Origin of the sequence: Tsukamurella sp. 1534 (assembly GCF_000312385.1) — a bacterium.
Lineage (GTDB): Bacteria > Actinomycetota > Actinomycetes > Mycobacteriales > Mycobacteriaceae > Tsukamurella.
The window spans coordinates 547,748-572,996 of record NZ_HE997627.1 but is presented as its reverse complement, the minus strand read 5'-3'; the positions used below and the strand labels follow the sequence as shown (position 1 = coordinate 572,996).

22 protein-coding genes are annotated in these 25,249 nt (G+C 71.0%); 18 read left to right on the top strand and 4 right to left on the bottom strand.

The features are described 5' to 3' along the window. Positions 1 to 2: 2 nt before the first annotated feature. Complete coding sequence (locus BN39_RS15145; protein ID WP_019203273.1) at positions 3 to 2,249, top strand: M13 family metallopeptidase; 2,247 nt, start codon at positions 3 to 5, stop codon at positions 2,247 to 2,249. A gap of 31 nt (positions 2,250 to 2,280) precedes the next feature. Here BN39_RS15145 and BN39_RS23700 read toward each other — a convergent pair whose 3' ends face one another. The 4 genes from BN39_RS23700 to BN39_RS15130 form a co-directional block, all read right to left on the bottom strand. Next, on the bottom strand, positions 2,281 to 2,451 hold the full coding sequence (locus tag BN39_RS23700; RefSeq protein ID WP_019203272.1) for a hypothetical protein: 171 nt from the start codon (positions 2,449 to 2,451) through the stop codon (positions 2,281 to 2,283). A gap of 9 nt (positions 2,452 to 2,460) precedes the next feature. Beyond that, on the bottom strand, positions 2,461 to 3,237 hold the full coding sequence (locus BN39_RS15140) for a rhomboid-like protein (protein WP_019203271.1): 777 nt from the start codon (positions 3,235 to 3,237) through the stop codon (positions 2,461 to 2,463). A gap of 68 nt (positions 3,238 to 3,305) precedes the next feature. Further along, positions 3,306 to 4,463 carry an acyl-CoA dehydrogenase family protein gene (locus tag BN39_RS15135; protein ID WP_019203270.1) on the bottom strand — a complete coding sequence of 386 codons (1,158 nt, stop codon included), beginning with the start codon at positions 4,461 to 4,463 and terminating at the stop codon, positions 3,306 to 3,308. Positions 4,464 to 4,527: 64 nt separating this feature from the next. Then, the gene (locus tag BN39_RS15130; RefSeq protein ID WP_019203269.1) at positions 4,528 to 5,133 is read right to left on the bottom strand and encodes a TetR/AcrR family transcriptional regulator; all 606 of its coding nucleotides are present in this window, start codon (positions 5,131 to 5,133) and stop codon (positions 4,528 to 4,530) included. Positions 5,134 to 5,305: 172 nt separating this feature from the next. Between BN39_RS15130 and BN39_RS15125 the strand changes: the two genes are divergently transcribed. From BN39_RS15125 to BN39_RS15045, 17 genes are all read left to right on the top strand, one after another. Beyond that, positions 5,306 to 6,523: an acetyl-CoA C-acetyltransferase gene (locus BN39_RS15125; RefSeq protein ID WP_019203268.1), complete on the top strand. Its 1,218-nt coding sequence runs from the start codon at positions 5,306 to 5,308 to the stop codon at positions 6,521 to 6,523. Beyond that, positions 6,523 to 7,278 (top strand): SDR family oxidoreductase, encoded by a 756-nt coding sequence (locus tag BN39_RS15120; protein WP_019203267.1) that lies wholly within the window; start codon positions 6,523 to 6,525, stop codon positions 7,276 to 7,278. The genes BN39_RS15125 and BN39_RS15120 overlap by 1 nt, the downstream gene beginning before the upstream one ends. A 4-nt stretch (positions 7,279 to 7,282) precedes the next feature. Further along, positions 7,283 to 8,086, top strand: a complete 804-nt coding sequence (locus BN39_RS15115; RefSeq protein WP_019203266.1) for an SDR family oxidoreductase — start codon at positions 7,283 to 7,285, stop codon at positions 8,084 to 8,086. Next, the gene (locus BN39_RS15110; RefSeq protein ID WP_019203265.1) at positions 8,083 to 9,072 is read left to right on the top strand and encodes an NADPH:quinone oxidoreductase family protein; all 990 of its coding nucleotides are present in this window, start codon (positions 8,083 to 8,085) and stop codon (positions 9,070 to 9,072) included. The genes BN39_RS15115 and BN39_RS15110 overlap by 4 nt, the downstream gene beginning before the upstream one ends. After that, entirely contained in the window at positions 9,069 to 9,773 is a 705-nt protein-coding gene (locus tag BN39_RS15105; protein ID WP_040768054.1) for an HAD family phosphatase, read from the top strand. The genes BN39_RS15110 and BN39_RS15105 overlap by 4 nt, the downstream gene beginning before the upstream one ends. Then, entirely contained in the window at positions 9,770 to 10,525 is a 756-nt protein-coding gene (gene fabG / locus BN39_RS15100) for a 3-oxoacyl-ACP reductase FabG (RefSeq protein WP_019203263.1), read from the top strand. Before BN39_RS15105 ends, fabG begins: the two co-directional genes overlap by 4 nt. Before the next feature lie 11 nt (positions 10,526 to 10,536). Further along, entirely contained in the window at positions 10,537 to 10,989 is a 453-nt protein-coding gene (locus tag BN39_RS15095; RefSeq protein WP_019203262.1) for a MaoC family dehydratase, read from the top strand. Then, positions 10,989 to 12,005 carry a phosphotransferase family protein gene (locus tag BN39_RS15090; RefSeq protein ID WP_019203261.1) on the top strand — a complete coding sequence of 339 codons (1,017 nt, stop codon included), beginning with the start codon at positions 10,989 to 10,991 and terminating at the stop codon, positions 12,003 to 12,005. Before BN39_RS15095 ends, BN39_RS15090 begins: the two co-directional genes overlap by 1 nt. Before the next feature lie 3 nt (positions 12,006 to 12,008). Further along, complete coding sequence (locus BN39_RS15085) at positions 12,009 to 13,241, top strand: acyl-CoA dehydrogenase family protein (RefSeq protein ID WP_019203260.1); 1,233 nt, start codon at positions 12,009 to 12,011, stop codon at positions 13,239 to 13,241. After that, positions 13,238 to 14,419 carry an acyl-CoA dehydrogenase family protein gene (locus BN39_RS15080; RefSeq protein ID WP_019203259.1) on the top strand — a complete coding sequence of 394 codons (1,182 nt, stop codon included), beginning with the start codon at positions 13,238 to 13,240 and terminating at the stop codon, positions 14,417 to 14,419. Before BN39_RS15085 ends, BN39_RS15080 begins: the two co-directional genes overlap by 4 nt. Beyond that, complete coding sequence (locus BN39_RS15075; protein WP_019203258.1) at positions 14,416 to 15,501, top strand: acyl-CoA dehydrogenase family protein; 1,086 nt, start codon at positions 14,416 to 14,418, stop codon at positions 15,499 to 15,501. The genes BN39_RS15080 and BN39_RS15075 overlap by 4 nt, the downstream gene beginning before the upstream one ends. Before the next feature lie 32 nt (positions 15,502 to 15,533). Beyond that, positions 15,534 to 16,514, top strand: a complete 981-nt coding sequence (locus BN39_RS15070) for a phosphotriesterase (RefSeq protein ID WP_019203257.1) — start codon at positions 15,534 to 15,536, stop codon at positions 16,512 to 16,514. Positions 16,515 to 16,521: 7 nt separating this feature from the next. After that, positions 16,522 to 18,045 (top strand): long-chain fatty acid--CoA ligase, encoded by a 1,524-nt coding sequence (locus tag BN39_RS15065; RefSeq protein WP_019203256.1) that lies wholly within the window; start codon positions 16,522 to 16,524, stop codon positions 18,043 to 18,045. A gap of 168 nt (positions 18,046 to 18,213) precedes the next feature. Next, positions 18,214 to 19,602 (top strand): MFS transporter, encoded by a 1,389-nt coding sequence (locus BN39_RS15060; RefSeq protein ID WP_019203255.1) that lies wholly within the window; start codon positions 18,214 to 18,216, stop codon positions 19,600 to 19,602. Positions 19,603 to 19,650: 48 nt separating this feature from the next. Beyond that, positions 19,651 to 20,265 carry a TetR/AcrR family transcriptional regulator gene (locus tag BN39_RS15055; protein ID WP_019203254.1) on the top strand — a complete coding sequence of 205 codons (615 nt, stop codon included), beginning with the start codon at positions 19,651 to 19,653 and terminating at the stop codon, positions 20,263 to 20,265. 37 nt (positions 20,266 to 20,302) lie between these two features. Further along, positions 20,303 to 22,036, top strand: a complete 1,734-nt coding sequence (locus BN39_RS15050) for an AMP-binding protein (protein ID WP_019203253.1) — start codon at positions 20,303 to 20,305, stop codon at positions 22,034 to 22,036. Further along, complete coding sequence (locus BN39_RS15045) at positions 22,037 to 25,228, top strand: carboxyl transferase domain-containing protein (protein ID WP_019203252.1); 3,192 nt, start codon at positions 22,037 to 22,039, stop codon at positions 25,226 to 25,228. The last annotated feature ends 21 nt before the right edge of the window (positions 25,229 to 25,249 follow it).

Sequence of the window (25,249 nt, the reverse complement as noted above, 5' to 3'; positions counted from 1 at the left end):
GTATGCGGAACGACGACCACCCGGCCGCCCCCGGCCCCGTCCACCCTCCTCGTCCCGATCGGGGCCCGTTCGGCCGCCCGGCCGCCGGCCTCGACCGCCGACGGTTCCTCGCCGGGTTCGGCGTGCTGGCCGGCGCGGGTGTGCTCGCGGCCTGTGGGGTCCCGGCGCCGACCGGCGGACCGTCGACCTCCGCCCGCCCGAACCGGCCGCTCACGGGGCCCGACCTGTCGGGTGAGGCGCGCGGGATCCGCGTGCAGGACGACCTCTTCGGGCACGTCAATGGCGGCTGGGCCGAGGGATTCACGATCCCCGCGGACAAGGCGTCCTACACCACCTTCACCGAGCTCTCCGATCGCGCGCAGGAGCAGATCAAGGAGCTCATCGAGGGGATCAAGGATCCGCGTCCGCGCGGCGACGAGGCGAAGATCCGGGACGTCTACGACTCGTTCATGGACACGGCCCGGATCGACGGCGACGGTGCGAAGCCGATCCAGCCGGACCTCGACGCGATCGACAAGGCGGCGGACAAGGACGCTCTGCTCGACGTGACCGGCGCGCAGCAGCGGCAGGGCGTCACGGGTCTGGTGGGGCTCTACGTGGACACCGACCCGAAGGACTCCGGGAAGTACGCGCTGAACCTCCTGCAGTCGGGGATCGGCCTGCCGGACGAGGCCTATTACCGAGACCCCAAGTACGCGCGGGCGAGGGACGAGTACCGCGCGTACCTGGAGAAGACGGCCTCGCTCGCCGGCCTCACCGACCCGCCGGGCATCGCCGCCCGCGTACTGGCGTTCGAAACCGCTGTGGCCAAGAATCATTGGGACCGGGTGCGGTCCAGGGACGCCACCGCCACCTACAACCCGTTCCCGTGGGCGAAGCTGCCCGAACTGGCCCCGGGCTACGACTGGGACCGGTGGGCCCGCGCCACCGGGATCAGGGCCGAGGACGCGAAGAACGTCGTGGTGGCGCAGCCGAGCTACCTCACCGCCGCCGCGAAGCTGTGGGCGGACACCGATCTCGCGACCCTCAAGGACCACGCCCGCGTCCAGGTGGTGCGGGCGTACGCCGCGTACCTCTCGAAGCCCTTCGCGGAGGCCGACTTCGCGTTCTACTCGACCTCGCTGCGCGGGGTGGAGAGGCAGTCGGAGCGGTGGAAGCGTGCTGTGGGCGTGGTGGAGACGGCGCTGGGTGACGCCCTCGGCAAACTGTACGTGGACCGGCACTTCCCGCCCGAGGCCAAGCAGCAGGCCGAGCAACTGGTGAACAACCTCAAGAGCGCCTATCGCGCGAGCTTCACCGACCTCGACTGGATGACGCCCACCACCCGGCGGGCCGCGACGGTGAAGCTGGAGAAGATCCGCACCAAGATCGGCTACCCCGAGAAGTGGCGCGATTACGGCGATCTGGAGACCGACTCGAAGTCCATCGTCGCCAACGTGCGGGCGTCGGCGGAGTTCGAGAACGATTACCAGCTGGCCAAACTGGGCAAGCCCGTCGACAAGGACGAGTGGGTGATGACCCCGCAGACGGTGAACGCCTACTACAACCCCGGGATGAACGAGATCGTGTTCCCCGCCGCCATCCTGCAGGCGCCCTTCTTCTCGCCCGACGCGCAGGCGGCCGTCAACTACGGCGGCATCGGCGCCGTCATCGGGCACGAGATCGGCCACGCCTTCGACGATCAGGGATCGAAGTACGACGGGGACGGCAACCTCGAGGACTGGTGGGAGCCCGCGGACCGGGCCGAGTTCGACAAGCGCACCAAGGCGCTGATCGCGCAGTACGACGCGCTGGTGCCGTCGGGGCTGCCGCCCGAGAACAAGGTCAACGGCGGGCTGACCGTGGGGGAGAACCTCGCCGATCTGGGCGGCCTGTCGATCGCCGTCGCCGCCTACCGGATCGCCGTGAGCAACCGGGACGCCGGCACCGAGGGCGCAACACCGGCGAGCGGATCGGCGGCGAGCGGATCGGCACCGGCGTCGGCGGCGGGCGGGGCGTCGTCATCCGCGCGCCCCGGCCCACAGGCCGGACCGGACCTGACGCCGCTGTTCCTGAGCTGGGGACGGATCTGGCGGAACAAGGCCCGGCAGGCGTCCGCGATCCAGTCCCTGGCCACCGACCCGCACGCGCCCAACGAGTTCCGTGCGAACCAGGTGGTCAAGAACGTGAACGCGTTCGCCGACACCTTCGGTGTGCGGCCGGGCGACGGGGAGTGGCTCGACCCGAAGGACCGCGTCCGCGTCTGGTGACCACCGGCCGGTGGGCGGCGACGGGTGTCGCTCAGTCGAAGTCGAAGATGGAGTGGTTGTCGTAGAAGTGCAGGACGTACCGGCAGTTCGCGCAGATCATCAGAGTCATGCGGTGACTGGTGAACCCCCAGCGGGAGTCCTGCCGGGACGACTCCCGCTGGAACTGTTCACCGCCGCAGAGTGGGCATCGTAAAGTAGCCATGCGCTGAGGTTACTTATCCGGCGCCGGCGACGCCGCCGATTCGGCCGGACGGAAGCGCCATCTCCACGTCGTGGCCCGCCTGCGTACCGCCGGGATCCGGGTCACGGGCCACAGCAGGTATCCGAGGATCACGGCGCGCAGGTGCCCGAGGGTCGCGTAGAGCCCGAAGAACGGCATCGTGACGTTCACCAGGACGGGAAGCGCGATCATCGCCGCGATCCGCCACCTCCACGGCGGGATCCGGTACACGAGCAGGCCGGCAACGCACAGGCTCCCGTAGCTGACGCCCACGTCGACCATGCCCTGCAGATCCAGGTCGTCGGTGATGACTCCGTGGGCCAGGAGCCGGTTCGCGGACAGCACCGAGACCAACGACGCCGTGGCGCTCCCGGCGAAGTAGACCGCGGGCATTCCGACGTGCCCGAGCCACCGCTCGGCCGGGCCGAGGACGAGCAGCGTCATCAGCGTCGCGAACACGATGTCGATCGGCTCGATCCACAGTGCCGAGGTGATGAGCGACTGCAATGGGCGCGCGGCGAACTGGCCCAGGTTGGTGCTGTGCACCCGGAGCACCTCGGTCGCCAGCCGGTCGGGGAGCCCGATCAGCATGATCGCGTTGGCGCACACGATGAGCCACATGAGTGAGGCCACCGGGCAGGCCCGCAACCATGCGCGGGCGTACCGGGCGAGCGCCAGCGTCCGGTCGGCGCCCGGACCGCCGCGCCGTACGTTCCACCCCGCCGCGCAGAACACCGCGACCGCGACCGCGGTGATCAGCAGATCCATGTGATCAGTGTGGCAGCGGTCGCGGCGCGCGGGTACCGGGAGCGGCGCCCCCGGGGCGTGGGGTTCGGCTAGAGGCCCATGTCCTTGGCGATGATGGAGCGCATCACCTCGGAGGTGCCGCCGTAGATCCGGTTCACGCGGTTGTCCGCGTACAGCCGGGCGATCGGGTACTCGGTGATGTAGCCGTACCCTCCGTGCAGCTGCAGGCAGCGGTCGATCACGTCGGACGCGGCCTCGGTGCAGAAGAGCTTGAGCGACGCGGCGTCCGCCGCGGTGAGCTCGCCCGCATCGTGCAGCTCCAGGCCGCGGTCCACGCTGGACTCCATCGCGTCCACCTTCGCCTTGCACGCCGCGAGCTCGAACTTGGTGTTCTGGAACGACGCCACGGACTTGCCGAAGATGGTGCGGTCCCCGGTGTAGGACTGGGCGAACCGCACCGCGGCGGATGCCTGCGCGTACGCGCCCACGGCGATCGACAGCCGCTCCTGGGGCAGGTTGTTGCCGAGGTAGGAGAAGCCCTTGTTCTCCTCGCCGAGGAGGTCCTCGGCGGGCACCTGTACGTCGGTGAACGAGAGCTCGGCGGTGTCCGAGGTCTTCAGGCCGATCTTGTCCAGCTTGCGGCCCACGGCGTACCCGGGGAGCGTGGTGTCGACGACGAACAGGGAGATGCCGAACCGGCGGTCGTCCTCCTTCTGCGATGCGGTGCGCGCGCACACGATCACGCGGTCGGCGTTGACGCCGCCGGTGATGAAGGTCTTCGCGCCGTTGAGCACGTAGTGGCTGCCGTCCTCGGAGAGCTTGGCGGTGGTCTTCATGCCCGCCAGGTCGGACCCCGTGCCGGGCTCGGTCATGGCGATCGCGAACATCGTTTCGCCCGTTGCCATCCCGGGGAGCCAGCGCTGCTTCTGCTCATCGGTGCCGAGGCTCGTCAGGTACGGCAGGCATAGCGCGATGTGCACGCTGGAGCCGCCGAAGGAGACCCCGGCCCGCGCCAGTTCCTCGCTGATCACGGCCTGGTACTTGAACGATTCGATGCCCGCCCCGCCGTACTCCTCGGGGACCTCGATGCCGAACACGCCCAGCTCGCCGAGCTTGAGGTAGAAGTCCTTGGGCACGATGCCCTTCTCGTACCACTCGTCGTAGTGCGGCACGACCTCCGATTCGATGAACGCCCGGAGGGTCTCGCGGAAGGCGTCGTGATCGGAGGTGTAGACGGTGCGGCGCATGGTGTTTCTCCTTCGTCGGTGATGGGGGTCGGTGATCGGGTCGGGACTCGGTGGTGCGGGGGAGTCAGGGGCGCAGCGCGGCGCCGACGGTGCGCAGCGCCAGCTCGGCGTAGTAGGTGCCGATGGTCTCGGGGGTGATGTCGCCCCCGTCGTGGTACCAGCGCGCCACGTCGATCCCGCTCGACAGCACCGCGGTGGTGGCGAGCCGTGGGTCGTCGGTGTCGAACGAGCCGTCCGCGACGCCGGCGTCGACGATGTCCCGGATCCGCCGGGTGATCTCGCGGCGCTGCTCGCCCACCTCGGCGCGGTGCTCCTCGGTCATCGCCTCGAGCTCGTAGTTCACCACGCGTGCGCTGGTGTGCTGTGCGGCGTGATGGCTGGCGAACGCGTACAGGACGGCGCGCAGCCGCTCCGCCGGGGACTGATCGGGATCGTCGACGGAGTCGATGAGGTCGATGATCAGTTGATGCCCGGTGTACGAAAGTTGATAGAGCAACTGTTCTTTCGACTTGTAGTGCACGTAGACCGCGGCCGGGCTCATGCCGGCGGCGGCCGCGATGTCGCGGGTGGTGGTGCCGTGAAAACCCCGCTCCGCGAAGGACTCCGTCGCCGCGGCGAGGAGGCGTGCGCGGGTCGCGTCCGCACGGGACGGCGTGTCGGCGTCGGTCATTGGCGGTCCTTTTCGGCTTCGTCCACCGTACGCGGCGGTAGGTGCTTATTGTGATGCAAACCACATCGAGCACTCGATTGACGATCCGCTCTCAGTGGGGCACAGTGGAGGCTACCTGATCGCTAAGCGAGCGCTTAGTCAGGATTGTAGCCATTGTTTCAGGAGGACGCACATGCCCGAAGCCGTCATCGTCGCCACAGCCCGTTCGCCGATCGGGCGTGCGGGTAAGGGATCGCTCAAGGACGTCCGCCCGGACGACCTGTCGGTGCAGATGGTCCGCGCCGCGCTGGCACAGGTGCCGCAGCTCGATCCGCGCGACATCGACGACATCATGTTCGGCTGCGGCCAGCCCGCGGGCGAGTCCGGCTTCAACATCGCCCGCGCCGTCGCCGTCGAGGCCGGTTTCGACCACCTGCCCGGCGTCACCGTCAACCGCTACTGCAGTTCCAGCCTGCAGACCACCCGCATGGCCTTCCACGCCATCAAGGCCGGCGAGGGCGACGTGTTCCTCTCCGGGGGCGTCGAGACCGTCAGCCGGTACGTCAAGGGCAACGCCGACGGTCTGCCGGACACCAAGAACCCGCTGTTCGCCGACGCCGAGGCGCGCACCGCCTCGTTCGCCGAGGGCGGCAGGACGTGGGTCGACCCGCGCGAATCCGGTTCCCTCCCCGACGTGTACATCGCGATGGGCCAGACCGCCGAGAACGTCGCGCAGGTGAAGAACGTCAGCCGGCAGGACCAGGACGAGTGGGGCGTGCGCAGCCAGAACCGCGCCGAGGCCGCCGTCGCCTCCGGGTTCTGGGCGAAGGACATCACCCCCGTCACGCTGGCAGACGGCACCGTCGTCTCCACCGACGACGGCCCCCGTGCGGGCGTCACCTACGAGGCCGTGAGCGGGCTCAAGCCCGTGTTCCGGCCAGACGGCACCGTCACCGCCGGCAACTGCTGCCCCCTCAACGACGGGGCCGCGGCCGTGGTCGTCATGTCGGACACCAGGGCTCGCGAGCTCGGCCTCACGCCGCTCGCGCGGATCGTGTCCACCGGGGTCACCGGGCTCTCGCCCGAGATCATGGGCCTCGGCCCCGTGGAGGCGTCGAAGCAGGCGCTCGCGCGTGCGGGCATGTCCATCGGCGACATCGACCTGATGGAGGTCAACGAGGCGTTCGCCGCGCAGGTGGTCCCCTCGATCCGTGACCTGGGAATCGACCCCGAGCGGGTCAACGTCAACGGCGGCGCCATCGCCGTCGGCCACCCCTTCGGCATGACCGGTGCCCGCATCACCAGCACGCTCATCAACTCCCTCGCCTGGCACGACAAGCAGTTCGGCCTCGAGACGATGTGCGTGGGCGGGGGCCAGGGCATGGCGATGATCATTGAAAGGCTCAGCTGATGACCACACGATTCGAAGGAAAGACGGCGATCGTCACCGGTGCCAGCCGGGGCATCGGCTTCGGCATCGCCCAGCGGCTCGTCGCGGACGGCGCCAAGGTCGTGATCACCGCGCGCAAGCAGGAGGCGCTCGACGCCGCGGTCGCCGAGCTGGGCGGTCCGGACGTGGCGCTCGCCGTGGCCGGCGCCGGCGACGACCTCGACCATCAGGACGAGGTCATCGCCAAGGCCGTCGAGACCTTCGGCGGCGCCGACTACTTCGTCAACAACACGGGCATCAACCCCGTCTACGGCCCGCTCATGGACCTCAAGGCCGACGCCGCCCGCAAGATCATGGAGGTCAACGTGATCTCCATGCTCTCCTGGGTGCAGAAGGTCAACGCCGCATGGCAGAAGGAGCACGGCGGCGCCATCGTCAACGTCGCATCGGTGGCCGGGATCCGGCCCGCGCCGGGCATCGCCTTCTACGGGGTGTCCAAGTCCGCGGTCATCCACCTCACCGAGGAACTGGCCGTCGAGCTGGGCCCGGACATCCGGATCAACGCGGTGGCGCCCGCGGTGGTCAAGACCAAGTTCGCCACCGCCCTGTACGAGGGGCGCGAGGAGGAGGTGTCGGCGAACTACCCGCTCAAGCGGCTCGGCGTCCCCGAGGACATCGCGTCCGTCGTGGCGTTCCTGCTGTCCGACGACGCGGGCTGGATGACCGGCCAGACGCTCACCGTCGACGGCGGCGTGCTGCTCATGGGAGGTGTCTAATCCCATGAGCGCCTTCGATCCTGACGGAAGCGGAGTCGTCGTCACCGGAGCGGCGGGCGGCATCGGTGCCGCGCTCGCGAAGGCGTTGGCGGCCAAGGGGGCCCGCGTCGTGGTCGCCGACCTCAACGCGGACGGCGTGGCCGGCACCGTCGACGCGATCACCGCCGCCGGCGGCACGGCGTTCGGCGTCGCCGGCGACGCCGCGTCCGAGGACGGCGTGGCCGCCCTCGTGGACGCCGCCAAAGGCCACCTCGGCGCGATCGACGCCTGGTACGGCAACGCCGGTGTGGACCGCGGCCGCGGGCTCGACGCCGCTGAGGGCGACTGGGACCTGTGCTGGCAGGTCAACGTCATGGCGCACGTGCGCGCGGCGCGGCTGCTGGTCCCGGACTGGGTCGCGAAGGGCGCCGGCCGCTACGTGGTCACCGCCTCCGCGGCGGGCCTGCTCACCATGCTGGGCGCCCCCGCGTACTCGGTGACCAAACACGGCGCAGTGGCGTTCGCCGAGTGGCTCTCCGCCACCTACCGGCATCAGGGCGTCGTGGTGCAGGCCATCTGCCCGCAGGGCGTGCAGACCCGGATGCTCGACGACTCCGGCCCGCTCAAGGAGGTGCTCTCGCACGACACCGCGCTCACCCCGGAGCAGGTCGCCGACAGCGCGATCGCCGCGCTCGCCGGCGACGAGATTCTCATCCTCCCTCACCCCGAGGTGGGTGACTACTACAAGGCGCGCGCCGCCGTGCCCGACAAGTGGCTCGCCGGGATGAACCGGATCCAGCAGCAGGTCGAGGCGAAGGAGGGCCGATGAGGGCGTGGCGCGTATCCGAGCTGGGTGAGCCCTCGGCGGTGCTGGAGGCGGTCGAACTCGACGTGCCCACCCCCGGGCCCGGCCAGGTCACCGTGCGCACACTCGCCACGGCGGCCAACTTCCCCGACGTGCTCATGTGCCGGGGGCACTATCAGATCAAGCCCGAACTGCCGTTCACCCCGGGCGTCGAGCTGTGCGGTGAGATCGTCACCCTCGGCGAGGGCGTCGAGGGATTCGCCGTCGGCGACCGGGTGCTCGGCGGTGCTGCGCTGCCGCACGGCGGGTTCGCCGAGTACGCGGTGATGAACGCGGCCGAGACCTTCCCGGCGCCCGCGTCGCTCGACGACGGGCAGGCCTCGTCGTTGTTCATCGGCTACCAGACCGGCTGGTTCGGGCTGCACCGCCGCGCGGGGCTCAGGGCCGGCGAGACCCTGCTCGTGCACGCCGCGGCCGGCGGCGTGGGCAGCGCCGCGATCCAGCTGGGCAAGGCGGCCGGGGCCACGGTGATCGGCGTGGTGGGCGGCCCGGAGAAGGCCGAGGTGGCTCGCGCGCTGGGCGCCGACGTCGTGGTCGACCGCCGCTCCGAGGACTTCGTCGACGTGGTCAAGGCCGAGACCGGAGGTCGCGGGGCCGACGTGGTCTACGACCCGGTCGGCGGCGAGACCTACGCGCGCTCCACCAAGTGCATCGCGTTCGAGGGGCGCATCCTGGTCGTCGGCTTCGCCGGCGGGACCATCCAGGAGGTGGCGCTCAACCACGCCCTGATCAAGAACTACTCGATCGTCGGCCTGCACTGGGGCCTGTACAACCGCTTCGACCCGGCGGCCGTGCGCGCGTGCCACGACGACCTGACCGTCCTCGCGGACCGGGGCCTGGTGGCCCCTCTGGTCAGCGAGCGGCTAGGGTTCGACGAGGTCGCCGACGGACTGCAGCGCCTCGGCGACGGGACCACCGTGGGCCGCGTCGTGTACCAGGCGGAAAGATGACCGCAGCAGCGCCTTCCGTGGACGCGGTGCTGTTCGACTACGGCGGGGTGCTCACCCTGCCGATGCGGGACAGCATCAACGCCTGGATCGCGGACGAGGACATCGAGCCCGACAGCTTCACCCGGACCCTCCGGGCCTGGCTCGGCCGGAACGCCGAGCCCGGCAGCCCCATCCACCTCCTCGAGACGGGTGAGCTGCCGGAGGAGGCGTTCGACGCGGAGTTCGCGGCGGCGCTCCGCACTCGCAGCGGCGCACCGGTGGACCCGGACGGCGTGCTGCGGCGGATGTTCGCGCGCGTCACCGAGGACCCGGAGATGTGGCGCCTCGCCGAGGACCTGCGCGCCGCCGGCGTCGCGGTCGCGCTCATCTCCAACAGCTGGGGCGGCGGAAACCTGTACCAGCGGGACCGGCTGGGCGCGCTGTTCGATCCCGTGATCATCTCCGAGGAGGTGGGTCTCCGGAAACCGGATTCCGCCATCTTCCACCTCGCGCTCGGCGCCCTCGGCGTCCCGCCGGAGCGTGCCGCGTTCGTCGACGACGCGGTCCCCAACATCGACGGGGCGGAGGCCGTGGGCATGCAGGGCGTGCACCACACCGACGCCGCGACCACTCGCGCGGCACTCGCCGCCCTCATCCCGGCCCTCACGCCGGACACCACCCGAGCTTCACCCGAAGCCACCCCGAAGAAGGAGAACGCATGACCTCCCAACGCACCGCCATCGTGACCGGCGCCGCCCGCGGCATCGGTGCCGAAGTGGCCCGCCGGTTCGCGGCCGACGGACACCGGGTCGCCGTGCTCGACCTCGACGAGGCCGCCTGCGCGGCGGTCGCCCAGGAGATCGTCGCCGCGGGCGGCCAGGCGATCGGCGTGGCCGTCGACGTGTCCGACGAGGAGAAGGTGACCGCTGCGGTGACCCGCGTCGCCGAGGAGCTGGGCCCGCCCACCATCCTGGTCAACAACGCGGGCGTACTGCGCGACAACCTGCTGTTCAAGATGAGCCTCTCCGACTGGGACACGGTGATGGCCGTGCACCTGCGCGGCGCCTTCCTGATGTCGCGCGAGGTGCAGAAGTACCAGACCAAGGAGGGGTGGGGCCGCATCGTCAACCTGTCCTCGACGTCGGCGCTCGGCAACCGCGGCCAGGCCAATTACTCCGCCGCCAAGGCCGGCATGCAGGGCTTCACCAAGACCCTCGCGTTCGAGCTCGGCAAGTTCGGCGTCACCGCGAACGCGATCGCCCCGGGCTTCATCGCCACCGACATGACCGCCGCGACCGCGGAGCGCATCGGGGTCTCCTTCGAGGACTTCAAGGCCGCCGCCGCCAAGGAGATCCCGGTGCAGCGGGTCGGCCGGCCGGCCGACATCGCGCACACCGCGAGCTTCTTCGCCAGCGAGGGAGCCGGATTCGTCTCGGGCCAGGTCGTCTACGTGGCCGGCGGGCCGAAGGACTAGGGGAGGCGATCATGCGGGTACTCAACGGACTCGACGAGCTGCGTGGCGCCGTCGGCGAGCACCTCGGTTACAGCGACTGGGTGGAGGTCGACCAGAAGCGCATCGACATGTTCGCGGAGGCGACCGGCGATCACCAGTGGATCCACGTCAACCCCGAGAAGGCGAAAGCCGGACCGTTCGGCACGACCATCGCCCACGGCTACCTCACCCTGTCGCTGATCCCGATGCTGGTGTGGCAGATCTACACCGTCGAGGGCACGAAGATGGGCGTGAACTACGGCTGCAACAAGGTTCGCTTCCCGTCGCCCGTCCCGGTCGGATCGCGCGTGCGGGCCGGAGTCGAGCTCGTCTCGGTCGAGCCCGGTGGCGGCGGCCAGCAGGTCGTGGCCAAGGTGACGATCGAGCGGGAGGGCGGCGACCGGCCGGCGTGTGTGGCCGAGACCGTCTCGGTGGTGGTGTTCTGATGACGGAGCAGCACCCCGGCCTCGACCTCGGCGTGCTCGGCAGCTGGCTGCCGCAGCACGTGGACGGGGCGGGGGCCGACCTGTCCGCCGAGCTCATCGCCGGCGGGAAATCCAATCTCACCTACCGGATCTCGGACGGCACGTCGTCGTGGATCCTGCGCCGCCCGCCGGTCGGGAAACTGCTGGCGACGGCACACGACATGGGCCGCGAGTACACCATGATGTCGGCGCTGTGGGGCACCGCCGTACCCGTCCCGCAGATGTACGCCTTCTGCGACGACACCGAGGTGCTCGGCGCACCGTTCTACATCATGAGCGAGATCGACGGAGTCCCGTACCGCCGCGCGGCGCAGCTCGAGGAGCTCGGCGCCGAGCGCACCCGCGGCATCTCCGAGCGGCTCGTGGACACGCTGGTCGAGCTGCACCAGGTGGATCCCGCGAGCGTGGGCCTCGCCGATTACGGCCGGCCCGAGGGCTTCCTGGGCCGCCAGGTGCAGCGCTGGCGCAAGCAGTTCGCCGCCGCGCACACGCGCGACCTGCCCAAGGTCGACGAGCTGTACTCGGCCCTCGAGGCGCGCGTCCCCGCGGACGCCGCGCCGGGCATCGTGCACGGCGACTACCGGCTCGACAACGTGCTCGTCGACCCGCAGGACCGGATGGGCGCCGTCGTCGACTGGGAGCTGGCGACGATCGGCGATTCGCTCACCGACCTCGCCCTCATGGTGGTCTACGGCCGCCTTGCGAAGGTCTCCGCCTCCACCGTCAGCGACGTGACGGAGGCACCCGGCTACCTCACCGAGCAGGAGATCATCGCCCGGTACGCCGCCGGCTCGGACCGCGACGTCAGCGACGTCGGCTTCTACATCGCCCTCTCCTGCTTCAAGCTCGCCGGCATCGTCGAGGGCATCCACTACCGCTACGTGAACGGCCAAACGGTGGGCGCGGGCTTCGCCGAGGCGGGCGAAGCCGTCAACCCACTGCTCGATGCGGGCCTTTCCGCACTGAAGGAGAACTGAGACATGGAATTCGCGTACGACGACAAGACCCGGGAGCTGATCGCCGAGGTCGGCGCCTTCATGGACAGCCACGTGTACCCGGCGGAGGAGACCTTCCACCGGCAACTGGGTGAGCTCGACGACCGCTGGGCCTGGGACAGCGTCCCGGTGCTGCAGGAACTGCGCGCCGAGGCTCGCGCGCGCGGGTTCTGGAACTTCTTCCTCCCCGGCGACAAGGGCGCGGGCCTGACCAACCTGCAGTACGCGCCGCTCGCCGAGATCACCGGCCGCAGCCTGCACCTGGCCCCCGCGGTGTTCAACTGTGCGGCGCCCGACACGGGGAACATGGAGGTGCTCAACGAGTTCGGCACCGACGCCCAGAAGGAGCAGTGGCTGACGCCGCTGCTGAACGGCGAGATCCGCTCCGCCTTCGCGATGACCGAGCCCGACGTGGCGAGCTCCGACGCCACCAACATCGGGCTGTCGATCGTCCGCGACGGCGACGACTACGTGATCAACGGCCGTAAGTGGTGGATCACCGGCGCGATGAACCCCAACTGCAAGATCTTCATCGTCATGGGCAAGACCGCGCCCGACGCCGAGCGGCACCGTCAGCAGTCGCAGATCCTCGTCCCCCGTGACACCCCGGGCCTCGAGGTGCTGCGCGGCATGGAGGTCTTCGGCTACGACGACCACAGCCACGGCGGCCACGCGGAGATGCGGTTCACCGACGTCCGGGTGCCCGCGAGCAACCTGATCGCCGGCGAGGGCGAGGGGTTCGCCGTCGCGCAGGCGCGCCTCGGGCCCGGCCGCATCCACCACTGCATGCGGTCGATCGGCGTCGCCGAGCGCGCGATCGAGCTGATGTGCGACCGCGTCTCGGGCCGCACCGCCTTCGGCAAGCCGTTGTCGGAGCAGGGCGTGATCCGGGACTGGATCGCCGAGTCGCGCGTGAAGCTCGAGCAGCTGCGCCTGCTGACGCTGAAGACGGCGTGGCTCATGGACACCGTCGGCAACCGCGGCGCGCACACCGAGATCCAGGCCATCAAGATCGCGACGCCGCAGACGGTGCAGTGGATCCTGGACAAGGCGATCCAGGCGCACGGCGCGGGCGGCCTCTCGCAGGACTTCCCGCTCGCCGAGGCGTACGCCGGCATCCGCACGCTCCGATTCGCCGACGGTCCCGACGAGGTGCACAAGAACTCGCTCGCCCGTGCGGAACTGAAGAAGCGGGCGGCGGCCCGGGGCGCGCAGTGACCGCGGCGGAGGACCTCGAGCGGAGGGTCGACGCGTTCCTCGCCGAGAACCCGCCCGCCGCGACGGATCCGCTCGAGTTCCTCCGCGCCCGGTACGACGCGGGTCTCGCGTGGGTGGCGTACCCGGAGGGACGTGGTGGGCTCGGTCTTACCCGCTCCCTGCAGCAGGCGGTCGACGCGCGGTTCGCCGCGGCCGGCGCGCCGGACAACCGGAGCCACGTCAACGGCATCGGCCTCGGAATGGCGGCGCCCACGATCCTCTCCTTCGGCACCGAACAGCAGATCGACCGCTTCCTGCGGCCGCTGTGGACGGGCGAGGAGATCTGGTGCCAGCTGTTCAGCGAGCCCGGCGCCGGCTCCGACCTCGCCGGACTCGCCACCCGCGCGGTGCGCGACGGGGACGACTGGATCGTCACGGGGCAGAAGGTGTGGACGTCCGGTGCGCACAACGCGCAGTGGGCGATCCTCGTCGCCCGTACCGACCCGGACCAGCCGAAACACCGTGGCCTGACGTACTTCCTGTGCGATATGAGCGATCCCGGCATCGAGGTGCGGCCGCTGCGCCAGATCACCGGCGAGGCCGAGTTCAACGAGGTCTTCCTGACCGGCGTGCGGATCCCGGACGCGCATCGCCTCGGCGAGGTGGGCCAGGGCTGGCAGGTGGCGAACGCGACGCTCAACAACGAGCGCGTGGCCATCGGCGGCCGCGCGTCGGAACGCGAGGACGGCATGATCGGCGTCGTCGCACGGACGTGGCGGGAGCAGCCGGAGCTGCGCACGCCCGCCCTGCACGACGACCTGCTCCGCCTATGGGTGGACAGCGAGGTCGCCAGGGTCACCGCGCAGCGGCTCGGCCAGAAGCTGGCGTCCGGTCAGCCGGGGCCCGAGGGTGCGGCGATGAAGCTGGCGTTCGCCCGGCTCAACCAGAAGCTGTCCGGACTCGAGTTGGAGCTGCTCGCCGAAGACGGCCTGCGGTACGGGGATTGGGCCATGGTCCGTCCGGATCGGGTCGACTTCTACGGCCGCGACGCGGGATACCGGTACCTGCGCGCCAAGGGCAACTCCATCGAGGGCGGTACCTCGGAGATCCTCAAGAACATCGTGGCCGAGCGTGTGCTCGGTCTCCCGCCGGAACACCGGGTCGACAAGGACCTGCCGTGGAAGGACGTGCCCAAGTGACCTTCGCACCCCAGCTGCTGCCCACCGACGTCGAGGAGGACCTGCGCGCCGCCGTGCGGGACCTGCTCGAGCGGCGGGTGACCCCGCAGGGGCTCACCGCCGCGTACGACGGCGCCGACGCCCCGGGGGTCGACGCCGAACTCGCAGAGATGGGCGTCGCCGGGCTCCTCGTCCCCGAGGAGCTGGACGGCGCGGGAGCCGGCGCCGGGGTGGCCGGGACGGTGGCGGAGGAGCTCGGATCCGCCTGTGCCGCGAGCACGTTCCTCACGTCCGCGGGGATCGCCGCGGTCACCGCGCTCGCCGCCGGCGCGCGCGAGACCGCCTCGGCGCTGGCCTCGGGGGAGCGGACCGCGGTGCTCGTGGTCCCCTTCTCCACCGACCCGCACGGCGCCGTGCCCACGGTCCCGGTCGTCGACGGTGCGCCGTCGGGCACCGTCCGGTCCGTGGCCGGCGCGATCGGGACCGACGTGTTCCTGGTCCCCGGCGACGACGGTGCGCTGTACTCCGTGGAGGCGGCCGGCGTCACCGTGGAACCCGTCTCCTCGCTGGACATGACCCGGCAGGTGGCCGATGTGACGTTCGCCGGCGGGCCCGCCGTCCGTCTCGCCGACGGTGCGGTGCCCGCGGTGCGCGCCGGCCTGCTCACGGGCGCGGCGCTGCTCGCCTGCGAACAGGCGGGCCTGGCGCGCTGGTGTGTCTCCGCCACCGTCGACTACCTCAAGCAGCGCAAGCAGTTCGGGCGCGTGGTGGGCGGTTTCCAGGCGCTCAAGCACCGCTTGGCCGAGCTGTACGCCGATGCGGAATCCGCCGCGGCCGCGGCCCGCTCGGCCGTCGTCACCGTGGCCGCGTTGGGACCCGAGGACCCGGAGGCGGTGATCGCGACCGCCGTGGCCGCCGCCTACTGCTCGGACCTCGCCGTGCGCGCCGCCGAGGAGGCGGTGCAACTGCACGGCGGTATCGGGATGACGTGGGAGCACCCCGCGCACCTGTATCTCAAGCGGGCCAAGGCCGATCAGATCGGTCTCGGGTCCCCCGGGCGGCACCGCGCCGCCCTCGCAGACCTGGTCGACCTCCCGGCCTGACCAGTCACAAAGGATCCGTCAGGAGCACTAGAATGAGTCGAATCAACACGGTGACAGGGGATGTCGACGCCGCCGACCTGGGCGTCACGCTGATGCACGAGCACATCTTCGTGCTCACGCCGGACGTGCAGCAGAACTATCCGGAGTCCTTCGGCGACGAGGACGCCCGCATCGCGGACGCGATCGAGAAGTTGCAGGTGGCCTACGACGCCGGCGTCCGGACCATCGTCGATCCCACGGTCGTCGGGCTCGGCCGGTACATCCCGCGGATCCAGCGGATCGCGGAGAAGACGCCGATCAACATCGTGGCGGGCACCGGCATCTACACGTACCGGGACGTGCCGCGGTTCTTCGACTACCGCGGACCGGCGCTCAAGGCGCTCACCGGGATCGACTTCCCCGAGCCGATGGTCGACATGTTCGTCCGCGACATCCGCGAGGGGATCGCCGACACGGGCGTGAAGGCCGGAATGCTCAAGTGCGCCATCGACCGTCACGGGCTCACGGAGGGCGTCGAGCGCGTCATGCGGGCGGTGGCCCGGGCCCACCAGGCCACCGGCGTGCCGATCACCGTGCACACGCATCCGGGGTCGGAGACCGGGCTGCTGGTCAAGAAGGTGCTCTGCGACGAGGAGGGGGTCGACCCGCGGAAGGTGGTGATGGGGCACAGCGGGGACTCGACCGACATCGTGTACCTCACCACGCTCGCGGAGGCGGGGTTCACACTCGGCTTCGACCGGTTCGGCATCAACCTGGAGACCACGTTCGAGGCGCGCAACGACACCCTCATCGAGATGGTCCGCCGCGGGTATACCGAGCAGATCGTGCTCTCGCAGGACGCGTCCTGCTTCATCGACTGGATCGACCCGAACGTCATGGCCAGCCTGCCGCAGTGGCACTACACGCACGTCTTCGACGACGTCTTCCCGTATCTGCTGGAGCGGGGCGTGACGCAGGAACAGATCGACACCATGCTCATGGACGTGCCGCGGCGGGTCCTCGCGGGGGAATAGGGGAGACGTGTCCTTCAATCTGGCCATCATGCTGCGCGAATCGGCGCTCGCGACACCGGAATCCCCGGTGTTGTTCGCGGGGGACCGGACGCTCGGCTACCGCGAGGTCGACGAGGCGTCGGGCCGGGTGGCGGCGTCGCTGCTCGCCCGCGGCCTGACCCCCGGCGACGCCGTCGCGGTCCAACTGCCGAACCTGCCCGAGTTCGTGCTCGCGTACTTCGGCATCCTCAAGGCGGGCCTGACCATGGTTCCGCTGAACCCCCTGTTCACCGCCCGGGAGGTGGCGTACCACCTGGGCGACAGCGACGCCCGGGTCCTCATCACCTCGGACGTGTCCGCCGAGGCCGCGCTGGCGGGCGCGGTGGAGGCCGGGGTCGCCGACGTGCTCGTGGTTCCGCTCGGTGCCGGTCCGGCGCCGAACGGCGCGGCGCCGTTCGCGGACCTGCTGGTGCACCCCGATTCGGGGGAGATCCACGCGACCTCGTCGGACGACACCGCGGTGCTGCTCTACACGTCGGGAACCACCGGCCGGCCCAAGGGGGCGGAGCTCACGCACTTCGAGCTGTACATGAACTGCACCGTCGCGCCGCAGCTGTTCGGGATGACGGCGAGCGACGTGGCCCTGGGCGCGCTTCCCCTGTTCCACGTGTTCGGCCTCTCCAGCGTGCTCAACGCCGCGGTGCGGTACGGCGGATCCGTCGCGCTCGTACCGCGTTTCGAGGCCCAGGCGGTACTCGACGTGATGGAGCGGCGACGGGTCACGGTGCTCTCCGGCGTTCCCACGATGTACGTCGCGCTCCTCGCAGCGGGTCCGGGCGGCCGCGACCTGTCCGCGCTGCGCGCCGCGGTTTCGGGCGGTGCGTCGATCCCCGGGGAGGTGCTCCGCGGATTCGAGGAGGCGTTCGGCGGCGTCGCGGTCCTCGAGGGCTACGGCCTGTCGGAGACGGCGAGCACCGCGAGCTTCAACATCAGCGCCGAGCAACGCAAGGTGCTCTCCATCGGGAAGCCGATCTGGGGCGTGCAGATGGCCGTCGTGGACACCGACGGCAGGCACCTGCCGCCGGGGGAGGACAACGTCGGCGAGGTGCTCGTGCGCGGACACAACGTGATGAAGGGCTACTACAAGCGGCCCGAGGCCACCGCGGAGGCCCTGCGCGACGGGTGGCTGCATACGGGCGACCTCGGCTACCGGGACGAGGACGGCTACTTCTTCATCGTCGACCGGCTCAAGGACCTGGTGATCCGCGGCGGCTACAACGTGTACCCGCGCGAGATCGAGGAGGTGCTCTACGCCCACCCCGACGTCGTCGAGGCGGCCGTCGTCGGCCGGCCGGACGAGCGGCTGGGCGAGGAGGTGGAGGCGTTCGTCGTTCTCCGGGAGGGCGCGGCGGCCACCACCGAGGACCTCACCGCGTACGCCCGGGACCGGCTGGCGGCGTACAAGTACCCGCGGGCGTTCCATCTGCTCGCGGAGCTGCCCAAGGGAGCCACCGGGAAGATCCTCAAGCGGGAGTTGCGCGCCGCCCGCTGACATCGCCGTCCTGTCGGCCCCGCCGCTCATCGAGCGGCGGGGCCGAGGTCGTTCGCGCAGGTCATTTGCGATAAGCGATTGCTTAGGAATTTCGCCGATTCCGTTGACATGAACGTCAACGTCAATCATGATCTGTGTCGGGGGTCACACACATCGGAAGGCGATCACATGACACAGACCGGCGAAATCGGCGCCGCCGACGCCGCGGAGAAGAAGCGCTCCCACGCCAAACTGCTCACGGCCGGCCTCATCGGCAGCTCGATCGAGTGGTACGACTTCTTCGTCTACGGCACCGCGGCGGCCCTCGTGTTCGACAAGGTGTTCTTCCCGAACGTCTCGCCGCTCATCGGCACCCTGCTCGCGTTCAGCACCTTCGCCGTCGGCTTCATCGCGCGGCCGCTCGGAGGGATCCTGGCCGGGCACTACGGCGACAAGATCGGCCGCAAGCCGATGCTGATCTGGTGCCTCACCGCGATGGGTGTGGCCACCTTCCTCATCGGCTGCCTGCCGAGCGCCGCGGTCATCGGGTCCGCCGCGCCGATCCTGCTGGTGATCCTGCGGTTCGTCCAGGGCCTGGCCTGCGGTGGCCAGTGGGGCGGCGTCGTCCTGCTGCTCACCGAATCGGCCGGTCCGAAGCGCCGGGGTTTCGCGGGCACGTTCGGCCAGATGGGTGTTCCCCTCGGCCTGGTGATGGGGAACGTGATGATGATCGTGATGAACGCGGCCCTCTCCGACGCCGACTTCCTCAGCTGGGGCTGGCGCGTGCCGTTCTGGGCGAGCGCCGCGCTCGTCCCCGTGGTGATGTACATCCATCACAAGGTGGAGGATTCGCCGGAGTTCCTGGCGCTGCAGAAGGAGATCGCCGAGAAGAACCGCGGCAAGGCGCAGGTGGCCCAGGCGCCGCTCTCCGAGGCGCTCCGCAAGCATTGGCGCAAGATCGTGCTCGGGGCGGGCCTGCTGGCCGGCACCAACTCCGCGTTCTACGTCTCCATCGCCGGATTCGTCAGCTACGGGAGCAAGAAGCCCGCCGACGGCGGCCTGGGCATGAGCAGCAACACGATCCTCATGTGCGTCCTCTTCACGTCGATCCTCATGCCGCTCGTCATCCTGGCCGCGGGGGCGGTGTCGGACAGGGTGGGGCGCCGTCCCCTGATCCTCGTCGGCGCCGCGGTGCTCGTGGCGTGGGCCTTCCCGTTCTTCCTCCTGGCCAACACCACGAACGCCGCGCTGCTGGTGATCGCGATGCTGGTCAGCAGCATCGGCCAGGCCCTCACGTACGGCCCGCTGGCCTCGTTCATGGCCGAGCTGTTCGAGCCGCGCGTCCGCTACTCCGGGGCCTCGATGGCGTACCAGCTGGCCGCGGTCGGGGTCTCCGGCGTCGCCCCGCTCATCATGACGTGGATCATCGCGGAGACCGCCTCCACCACGGGGGTGTCGGTGTACCTGGGCGCGATGGCGGTGATCACCTTCCTCAGCGCGTACTTCCTCACGGAGACCAATCCGAAGGCCGTCCGCGAGGATCCGAACGCCGTTCCCGGGATCGCGGCCGCGGCGTAACCGCCGGCCGCCTTGAAGGGATGAGCGGAGCCGAGCAGACTCGTGAGCGTGACGACCAGTGAGACGCAGGAGCGGGCCCGGGCCTCCCGGAAGGACACCGGCGGCGCCCGGCGCGCAGAGTTGGTGCACGCGGCGGGCGAGGTGCTCGACGACCTGGGCTACACCGCCACGACGGTCGAGCTCATCGCGGCGCGGGCGGGCACCTCTCGGCCCACCTTCTACGCCTACTTCCGCTCCAAGGACGAGGTGCTGCTCGCCCTGATCGACAGGGTGGCGGACGACCTGGAGGCGGCGCAGTTCCTCGACGGCATCGAGGACCTGCCCGTCTCCGAGGTCATCGCCGCGACCACCCGGGCCTACGCCGACGCGGTGTTCACGCACGGCGGGCTGGTGGCCCTGTTCGACTCCCTGGCCGGCGTGCGTGAGGACGTGGCCGAGCGGTGGGGGCGGGTGAGCCGCCGCACCCACCGCCGGTACGCCCGCTACCTCGCCGAGACGCCTCCCGGCACCGTGGACATGTGCGCCCCACCGGATCGCCTCGTCCAGGTGCTCAACGACGCCATCCATCACGGCGCCAAGCGCGTCGCCCGCGGAACGGACGACGAGCGCGAACAGTTCATCGCGGACCTGATCCGCATCACCGAACGACTGGTGGGCCTGTAACCGGCCGGCCGGTCCCGTCCCCACGAAGGAGGCGCCCGTGACCGGGCATGCCACCACCGACACCGCCCGCGCCGCCGCCCTGGACGCGGCCGCGGCGGAGATCCGGGACCTGCAGTCCCGCAACTGGCCCGCCGAGGTGCCGCGCACCGTCGGCTATCCCGCGGGGGTTCCCGCGGTCGTCGAGCACCTGCGGCACTGGGCCGCGGAGCGGCCCGCCGTCCCGGCCATCGAGTTCTACGGCCGCACCGTCGATTACGCCGAGTACGACGACCTCTCGGACCGCTTCGCCGGGTGGCTCCTCGGCCAGGGCGTGCGCCCCGGCGACAGGGTGGGGGTGTACCTGGGCAACTGCCCCCAGTTCGCCGTCGCGATGCTCGGCATCCTCAAGGCGGGCGCCGTCCACGTGCCGATCAACCCGCTCTTCAAGGGCTACGAACTGCGGCACGAGTTGGAGGATGCGCAGGTCACCGTCGTCCTCGCGCAGACGGACCTGCTCGATCTACTGGACACCGTGCTACCCGGCACCGGCGTGCGCACCGTCGCCGCGACGGCGCTGGGGGACATGCTGATCGCGCCGCCGGCCGTCGCGGCGCCGTTCCCGCTCGATCCCGACCCGCGCAGCGGCTGGGCGTCGATCATGTCCGCCGAGCCCGCGCCGCACCGCGATTCGGATCCCGATGCGCTCGCGGCGCTCAACTACACCGGCGGCACGACGGGCTTGCCCAAGGGCTGCGAGCACACCCAGCGGCACATGGCCTACACGGCGGCGACCATCGCCAACTCCGGCGGCACCGCCGCCGGCGTCGCCGGGCCGGTGTCGTTGAACTTCCTGCCGGTGTTCTGGATCGCCGGTGAGGATTTCGGCATCCTCAAGACACTGCTGCACGGGCAGACCGTGGTGCTCATGACCCGATGGGATCCCGCGGTCGCCGCGGAACTCATCGCCCGCCACGGCGTCACCGACACCGTGGCGACCGTGGACAACTACGTCGAGCTGATGGAGCTGCCCGGGCTCGACGGGACGCGGCTGCGCTCGCTCCGCAACAGCCTCGCCGTCTCCTTCGTCCTGAAGTTGACGCCCGAACTGCGCTCGCGCTGGCGCGGTCTGACCGGCGCCGTGCTCCGCGAGGCCTCCTACGGCATGACCGAGACGCACACCGCCGACACGTTCACCCTGGGATTCCAGGACGGTGACCGGGACCTCTCCGCCGACCCCGTGTTCTGCGGGCTCCCGGTGCCCGGCACGGACGTCCTGATCGTGGATCCCGACGGTGCGCCGGTCCCCGTCGGTGACATCGGCGAGATCGTGGTGCGCAGCGAGTCGATCCTCACCGCGTACCACGGGCGGCCCGACGCCACGGCGGAGACGCTGCGCGACGGCTGGCTGCACACCGGCGACGTGGGGCGGCTCGACGAGTGGGGTGCACTGCACTACCTGGCGCGGACCAAGGAGATGATCAAGGTCAACGGCATGTCCGTGTTCCCGTCCGAGGTGGAGGCACTGCTCAAGTTGCATCCGCACGTCGAGGCGGTCTCGGTGGTGCCGCGGCCCGACGCCCGCCGCGGGCAGGTGCCGCTCGCGTTCGTCGTCCCCGTGGGCGACGCGGACCCCGCCGCGCTCACGGCGTGGGCGCGCGAGAACATGGCCGGATACAAGGTTCCCGAGTTCGAGCTCGTCGACGCACTGCCCATGACGGCGACGGGCAAGGTGCGCAAGGGAGAGCTGTTCGAGCGTGCCGCGGGCATCGCGGCGGGGGAGACGGAGGACTAGATGAAGCTGCTCATAGCCAACCGCGGGGAGATCGCGCTGCGGGTCATCCGGACCGCCCGGGAGCTGGGCGTCGCGACGGTCGCCGTGTACGCGCCCGACGATGCCGAGACCCCGCACGTCGGGGCCGCCGACGCCGCGGTCGCGCTGCCGGGCTCCGGGCCGGCGGCCTACCTCGACCAGGAGGCCGTCCTCACCGCCGCAACGCGATCCGGGGCGGACGCGATCCACCCCGGGTACGGCTTCCTCGCGGAGAACCCCGGTTTCGCGGCCGCCTGCGCCGACGCGGGCATCACCTTCGTCGGCCCCTCGCCCGCGGTGCTCCGGACGTTCGGCGACAAGGCCTCGGCGCGCGCCGCCGCCGTCGCGGCCGGGGTCCCCGTCGCGCCCGCCACCGACGGGGGCGTGGACCTCGACGCCGTGCGGGAGTTCGCCCGCGCCCAGCCGGACGGCGTGATGATCAAGGCCGTCGCGGGCGGCGGCGGGCGCGGCCTGCGCGCGGTCCGCCCCGGACCGGCGTTCGAGCAGGACCTCGAGAACGCCTACCGCGCCTGCGTATCCGAGGCCGAGCTCGGCTTCGGCGACGGACGGGTGTTCGCCGAGGCGCTGGTGACCGGCGCCCGGCACATCGAGGTCCAGATCGTGGGCGACGGCGCGGCGGCACAGGCCGTGGGCGACCGCGACTGCAGCGTGCAGCGGCGCAACCAGAAGCTGATCGAGGTGGCGCCCGCACCAGCGCTCGCAGACGGGCTGCGCCGCGAGCTGCACGCCGCGGCCGCCCGGCTGTGCGCCGACGCGGGATACCGCGGCCTCGCCACCGTCGAGTTCCTCGTCCGGCCGGACCGGGCCGCGTTCCTGGAGGTCAACCCGCGGATCCAGGTGGAGCACACCGTGACCGAGGAGGTGACCGGGCTCGACCTGGTGGCCGTGCAGTTGTCGCTCGCCGAGGGCGCCGGCCTCGACACACTGGGCCTCGCGCCGGGGATCCGCAGCGGCGGCGGCGAGACGGCCGGGGATCCCGCGTCCGCGACGGGCGCCGCGGTCCAGGCCCGCGTCAATCTCGAGACGATCGCCGCCGACGGCAGCACCCTGCCCACCGCGGGCACCGTCACGGCGTTCACCCCGCCCACCGGGCCCGGTGTGCGGGTCGACACGTTCGGCCTGCCCGGGTTGTCCACGTCCGCGCGGTACGACTCGCTGCTGGCCAAGGTCGTCGTCCGCGCTCCCGGGCTGGAACGCGCTTACACCAAGGCGGACGCCGCGCTCGGCGAGTTCGTGGTCGAGGGGCCGGGAACGAACATCGGCTTCCTCCGCGCCGTGCTCGCCGACGCCGAATTCCGATCGGGCCCCGTCGATACCGGTTATCTCGAGCGTCGGCTCGCCGATCTCGCCCCCGAGACGGTCGCGACCTCCGCGCCCGTGATCGACGCCGACGGCGAGGTGCTCTCGGCGCCGCTCACGGGCACCGTGGTCGCCGTCGCGACGCCCGGAGAGGAGGTCCCGGCCGGCACCCCGCTGGTGGTGGTCGAGGCGATGAAGATGGAGCACGAGCAGGTGCTGCCCGCCGGTGCGCACGTCGTCGACGTGCTGGTGTCCGTGGGCCGGACGGTGCCCGCGGGGGAGCCGCTGGTGGTGTACCGCAGCCTGGGCGACGAGGCGTCGGGCGCGAGCACCGTCGAACTCGACCCCGACCGGTCCCGCGCCGACCTCGACGAGGTGCGGGAGCGGCATCGCGTGACGCTGGACGAGGGGCGGCCGGACGTGGTGGCCAAGCGCCACTCCCGCGGGCGGCGCACCGCCCGCGAGAACATCGACCGCCTGGTGGATCCCGGCAGCTTCGTGGAGTACGGCGCGCTCGTACTACCCGCGCAGCGGGCCCGTCGCAGCGAGGACGACCTGGTCGCGAACGCGCCCGCGGACGGCATCGTCGGCGGAGTCGCCACGATCGGCGCCGCCGAACACGGCCCCGACGCCGCCCGTGCGCTGGTCATGTCCTACGACTACACCGTGCTGGCCGGCACCCAGGGCTGGCGCAATCACGCCAAGACCGACCGGATGATCGACGTGGCGAGCCGCCGCGACCTGCCGGTCGTACTGTTCGCCGAGGGCGGCGGCGGCCGGCCCGGCGACACCGACCTCGATATCGTCGCGGGCCTGGACGTCTCGACGTTCCGCTCCCTCGGCGGGCTCCGCGGCCGGGTGCCGCTCGTGGCCGTCGTCTCCGGCCGCTGCTTCGCCGGCAACGCCGCGCTGGCGGGCGTGTGCGACGTGCTGATCGCGACCCCGGACGCGAACATCGGCATGGGTGGGCCGGCCATGATCTCCGGCGGCGGCCTCGGCGACTTCCCGCCCGAGGCGATCGGCCCGATCGACGTGCAGCGGCGCAACGGCGTCGTGCACCTGGTGGCCGAGAACGAGGAACAGGCCGTCGATCTCGCGGTGCGGTACCTGTCGTACTTCCAGGGCCCCGTGGCGGAGTGGACCGCACCGGACCCCCGGGACGCCCGGCACGTCGTGCCGGAGAACAGGCTGCGGGCGTACGACGTGCGGGCCGCGATCGCCTCCGTCGCCGACGAGGGCTCGGTGCTCGAGTTGCGCCGCGACTACGGCGCCGGCGTCGTCACCGCCCTGGTGCGGGTGGAGGGCGTCGCGTACGCCCTCGTGGCCAACGACACCCGGCACTTGGGCGGCGCGATCGACGCCGAAGCCGCCGACAAGCTGGGCGACTTCCTCGAACTCGCCCAGGCGCACGGTCTCCCGATCGTCTCGCTCTGCGACACACCGGGTTTCATGGTGGGCCCCGAGGCCGAGGAGCAGGCAACGGTGCGCAGGTTCTCGCGACTGTTCGTGCTCGGTGCGCGCCTCACGGTTCCGGTGGGCGCGTTCATCCTTCGGAAGGGCTACGGGCTGGGCGCGATGGCGATGACGGGCGGCTCCTTCCACGCCCCCCAGTTCACGGTGGCCTGGCCGACGGGCGAGATCGGCGGCATGGGCCTGGAGGGCGCGGTACGGCTCGGGTTCAGCAAGGAACTCGCCGCGGCGGCCGACGAGGCGGCGCGCGCCGAGCTGTTCGAGCAGTTGCTGTCGCTGGCCTACCAGCGGGGGCGGGCGATGCACGCCGCCACCACCTTCGAGCTGGACGACGTGATCGATCCGGCCGCCACCAGGAACTGGATCCGCACCCTCGCCCGGTGAGGGGGCGAGGGCGCGGATCCG

What these genes read in the sequence shown, in the direction of transcription:
- BN39_RS15145 (WP_019203273.1), top strand. Translation starts at nt 3, where the DNA reads ATGCGGAACGACGACCACCCGGCCGCCCCCGGCCCCGTCCACCCTCCT.
- BN39_RS23700 (WP_019203272.1), bottom strand. Translation starts at nt 2,451, where the DNA reads ATGGCTACTTTACGATGCCCACTCTGCGGCGGTGAACAGTTCCAGCGG.
- BN39_RS15140 (WP_019203271.1), bottom strand. Translation starts at nt 3,237, where the DNA reads ATGGATCTGCTGATCACCGCGGTCGCGGTCGCGGTGTTCTGCGCGGCG.
- BN39_RS15135 (WP_019203270.1), bottom strand. Translation starts at nt 4,463, where the DNA reads ATGCGCCGCACCGTCTACACCTCCGATCACGACGCCTTCCGCGAGACC.
- BN39_RS15130 (WP_019203269.1), bottom strand. Translation starts at nt 5,133, where the DNA reads ATGACCGACGCCGACACGCCGTCCCGTGCGGACGCGACCCGCGCACGC.
- BN39_RS15125 (WP_019203268.1), top strand. Translation starts at nt 5,306, where the DNA reads ATGCCCGAAGCCGTCATCGTCGCCACAGCCCGTTCGCCGATCGGGCGT.
- BN39_RS15120 (WP_019203267.1), top strand. Translation starts at nt 6,523, where the DNA reads ATGACCACACGATTCGAAGGAAAGACGGCGATCGTCACCGGTGCCAGC.
- BN39_RS15115 (WP_019203266.1), top strand. Translation starts at nt 7,283, where the DNA reads ATGAGCGCCTTCGATCCTGACGGAAGCGGAGTCGTCGTCACCGGAGCG.
- BN39_RS15110 (WP_019203265.1), top strand. Translation starts at nt 8,083, where the DNA reads ATGAGGGCGTGGCGCGTATCCGAGCTGGGTGAGCCCTCGGCGGTGCTG.
- BN39_RS15105 (WP_040768054.1), top strand. Translation starts at nt 9,069, where the DNA reads ATGACCGCAGCAGCGCCTTCCGTGGACGCGGTGCTGTTCGACTACGGC.
- fabG (WP_019203263.1), top strand. Translation starts at nt 9,770, where the DNA reads ATGACCTCCCAACGCACCGCCATCGTGACCGGCGCCGCCCGCGGCATC.
- BN39_RS15095 (WP_019203262.1), top strand. Translation starts at nt 10,537, where the DNA reads ATGCGGGTACTCAACGGACTCGACGAGCTGCGTGGCGCCGTCGGCGAG.
- BN39_RS15090 (WP_019203261.1), top strand. Translation starts at nt 10,989, where the DNA reads ATGACGGAGCAGCACCCCGGCCTCGACCTCGGCGTGCTCGGCAGCTGG.
- BN39_RS15085 (WP_019203260.1), top strand. Translation starts at nt 12,009, where the DNA reads ATGGAATTCGCGTACGACGACAAGACCCGGGAGCTGATCGCCGAGGTC.
- BN39_RS15070 (WP_019203257.1), top strand. Translation starts at nt 15,534, where the DNA reads ATGAGTCGAATCAACACGGTGACAGGGGATGTCGACGCCGCCGACCTG.
- BN39_RS15060 (WP_019203255.1), top strand. Translation starts at nt 18,214, where the DNA reads ATGACACAGACCGGCGAAATCGGCGCCGCCGACGCCGCGGAGAAGAAG.
- BN39_RS15045 (WP_019203252.1), top strand. Translation starts at nt 22,037, where the DNA reads ATGAAGCTGCTCATAGCCAACCGCGGGGAGATCGCGCTGCGGGTCATC.